Source organism: Lishizhenia sp. (assembly GCF_033720595.1).
GTDB lineage: Bacteria > Bacteroidota > Bacteroidia > Flavobacteriales_D > Crocinitomicaceae > Lishizhenia.
In genome coordinates, this window is the sequence record NZ_JAWWCF010000268.1 from 1 (window position 1) to 3022 (window position 3022).

Below are 3022 nucleotides of genomic sequence, written 5' to 3' on the forward strand. Positions count from 1 at the left end.
CCATTGATAATGCTTTTTGCAATACAAAACGTGTTTGTGGCATAGGTCCTTCGAAGGCATCTACCAACAAACAAACACCATCAGCCATGTTCAATACACGTTCTACCTCACCACCAAAGTCGGCGTGACCAGGAGTATCGATAATGTTGATTTTTGTGTTTTTGTAAGTAACAGAAACGTTTTTAGAAACGATAGTAATACCTCTTTCTCTTTCAAGGTCATTGTTATCCATCATTAACTCACCTGAGTTATTTCTGTCTCTTTCTGTGAAGCTATCTCCAGCTTCGATCATTCTATCAACCAAAGTAGTTTTACCGTGGTCAACGTGTGCGATAATCGCAATGTTTCTAATTTCCATTGAATAATTCTAAAATCGGCGAAGTCAATATTTTCGAATGCTGCGCCAAATTTGTCATTTTTTACTTTATCCTATATTAAGAGCACATTAAACTTAAAAGAAGTAGGAAGAAGTTTCCTCCCTCCTACTTTTCAGTGTTGTATTCTTAATTTTCTGCTTGAACGAAGATTACTCTACGTTCAATATTTTGCATCTATCTTCTTGCGCTAGTTCTTCTGTTTCCACCTCCAGAACGACCACCTGATGATCTTCTGTCTCTAGAACCAGAGTTTCCTCTTCCACCGCCACTGCGACCTCCGAATCCACCTGATCTACCACGTCCACCAGAAGAACGTCCGCCACCTGAGCGACCTCCACCTGATTTCTCTTTCGATAACTCAACTTTCATTTCTTTACCTTCAAAGTCAGCACCGTTCGCTTTCGCTAAAATTTGATCAGCATCTGTTTTGTCAGCATCGAAGAATGAGTAAGATCCCATAACGTCGATACGTCCGATAGATCCAGAGTTGATTCCTGTAGAATCACAGATTACACGAAGTAATCCCCCTTTGTTCAATCCATCTTTCTCACCAAGCGTTACAAAGAATCTAGCTTTGTTTTCGTCTGTTCTACCACGACCTTTGTTACGATCACCTCTTTCTGGTCTATCGCTTCCTCTGTCTGAAGCAGAAGCATTTAAGTTTCCTGCGTGTTTGTAGTAATCTAAGAATCTGTTAAACTCAGCAGAAACGAACTTTTTGATTACTTCTTCTTTCGTTAATTCTTCGAAGTCAGTAAGTATCGCTGGTAAAAACTTCTCTATGTCAGATTCTTTTACCTCAGTACTTTTCACCTTGTCTATCATTGCCGTTAACTGAATACCACAAATCGCTTGTGCATCCGGAATATTAGCAAATGTAAACTCTGTTCTAATTACTCTTTCAATTGCTCTAATCTTACCTTTCTCTCTTGTGTTGATTAACACTAAAGATTCACCTTTTCTACCCGCACGAGCAGTACGTCCAGAACGGTGTGTATAGTTCTCTATATCATCTGGTAAATTGTAGTTGATAACGTGAGTGATATCATCTACGTCGATACCACGAGCTGCAACATCAGTAGCTACCAACAATTGTAAAGATCTGTTACGGAAAGAATCCATAACTCTATCTCTTTGCGCTTGTGATAAATCACCGTGTAATGCTTCTGCATTGTATCCGTCTTTTCCTAATTTTTCAGCAACCATCTGCGTTTCTCTACGCGTACGGCAGAATACTAAACCGAAAATTGAAGGGTTAAAGTCAATCAAACGTTTTAAAGCGTGGTATCTATCTCTTTCTTTTACACAGAAATAAATGTGCTCAATGTTTGCGTTTGTTTCATTTTTATGTCCAATCGTTACTTCTAACGGATTTGACATATAGTTTTTCGAAATACTTGCCACTTCTTTTGGCATTGTCGCTGAAAACAACCATACGTTCTTCGTAGATGGTGTTTCTTTTAAGATGTAATCCAAATCTTCTTTGAACCCCATGTTCAGCATTTCGTCAGCCTCATCTAAAACAACGTATTGAACGTCGTCTAATTTTGCCGCTTTTCTGTTGATCAAGTCACACAAACGCCCTGGTGTTGCCACTATAATTGACACACCGTCTTTTAAAGCTTTCATCTGGCGACGGATATCCGTACCCCCATAAACTGCTTCTACACGTATAGACTTATCGTACTTGGAGAAATTTTTAAGGTCGCTTGCAATCTGCAAACACAACTCCCTGGTTGGACAAATAACAAGGCCTTTAGGAGACTTTCCTGGCGATGTAATGTTGTTAATCAATGGCAAACCAAATGCGGCTGTTTTCCCCGTCCCTGTTTGAGCCAATCCGACAAAGTCACTTTCCGTTTGCAATAAATGCGGAATTGCTTGTTCTTGAATTGGTGTTGGTGACTCAAAACCAAGGTCTGCTATCGACTTAACTACCTCGCTTCTAAGCCCTAATTCACTAAAGGTCATAAAATATATTATCTAAAATTGACTGCAAAGATACCACATTTAAATGAAACGAGCACATAAGCATGAAAATAAAAGGATTAGTAAAGTTTTAACAACCAAAAGTTTACAAGTTCAGACAACCAATAATAATCTACAAGGTACTTATACTAAACACGTTATCATGAAAACACTTTTACTTTCGATTACAACCCTGTTTCTAGGTCTAATGAGTTATGCCCAAAACTGTGTTGCGGATTACAATGTAAGTAACATTGGAAATAGTTACACCTTTGTTTTTACCGGTAACCAGCCAACCAACGCAAGCATTACCTGGAATATAGGAGGACAAATTTACACAGGTAGCTCTGTTACAACAACCTTGGCAAGTCCAAGTATGGACTACGTTGGATGTCAAGTAACTCTTGTTGATTCAGTAAACAATCTATACTGCACAGATCTAAAAACTGACACATTGTATATCTCCGGGGCAACTAATAGCTACTGTATGGCTGATTTCGATATCATACAGGATTCAACTAATCTTAACGACTACTATGTCGTAAATCAATCTTCGACCACTTCAAGTTTACAATATTTAATTTGGGATTTTGGCGATGGAACTTCGACGAATGATCCTTACCCTTCTCATAATTATGCTAATGTAGGAACGTATGTAATTTCTTTATTTATTTATA

At 38.4% G+C, this 3022-nt stretch carries 3 protein-coding genes; 1 reads left to right on the forward strand and 2 read right to left on the reverse strand.

Annotated elements, in window-relative coordinates:
- Both R3333_RS13780 and R3333_RS13785 read right to left on the reverse strand, forming a co-directional pair.
- The coding region (locus tag R3333_RS13780) for a GTP-binding protein (protein WP_318959352.1) at positions 1 to 358 on the reverse strand (358 nt) is incomplete at its 3' end.
- A 193-nt stretch (positions 359 to 551) separates the two neighbouring features.
- The gene (locus R3333_RS13785; RefSeq protein WP_318959353.1) at positions 552 to 2348 is read right to left on the reverse strand and encodes a DEAD/DEAH box helicase; all 1797 of its coding nucleotides are present in this window, start codon (positions 2346 to 2348) and stop codon (positions 552 to 554) included.
- Between the two features lie 160 nt (positions 2349 to 2508).
- Here R3333_RS13785 and R3333_RS13790 point away from each other — a divergent pair.
- Positions 2509 to 3022, forward strand: a 514-nt coding sequence (locus tag R3333_RS13790) for a PKD domain-containing protein (RefSeq protein WP_318959354.1), incomplete at its 3' end; no start/stop codon positions are given.

Bases quoted from the DNA above. Each gene is read 5' to 3' on its own strand.
- R3333_RS13785 (WP_318959353.1), bottom strand. From the start codon at position 2,348: ATGACCTTTAGTGAATTAGGGCTTAGAAGCGAGGTAGTTAAGTCGATA.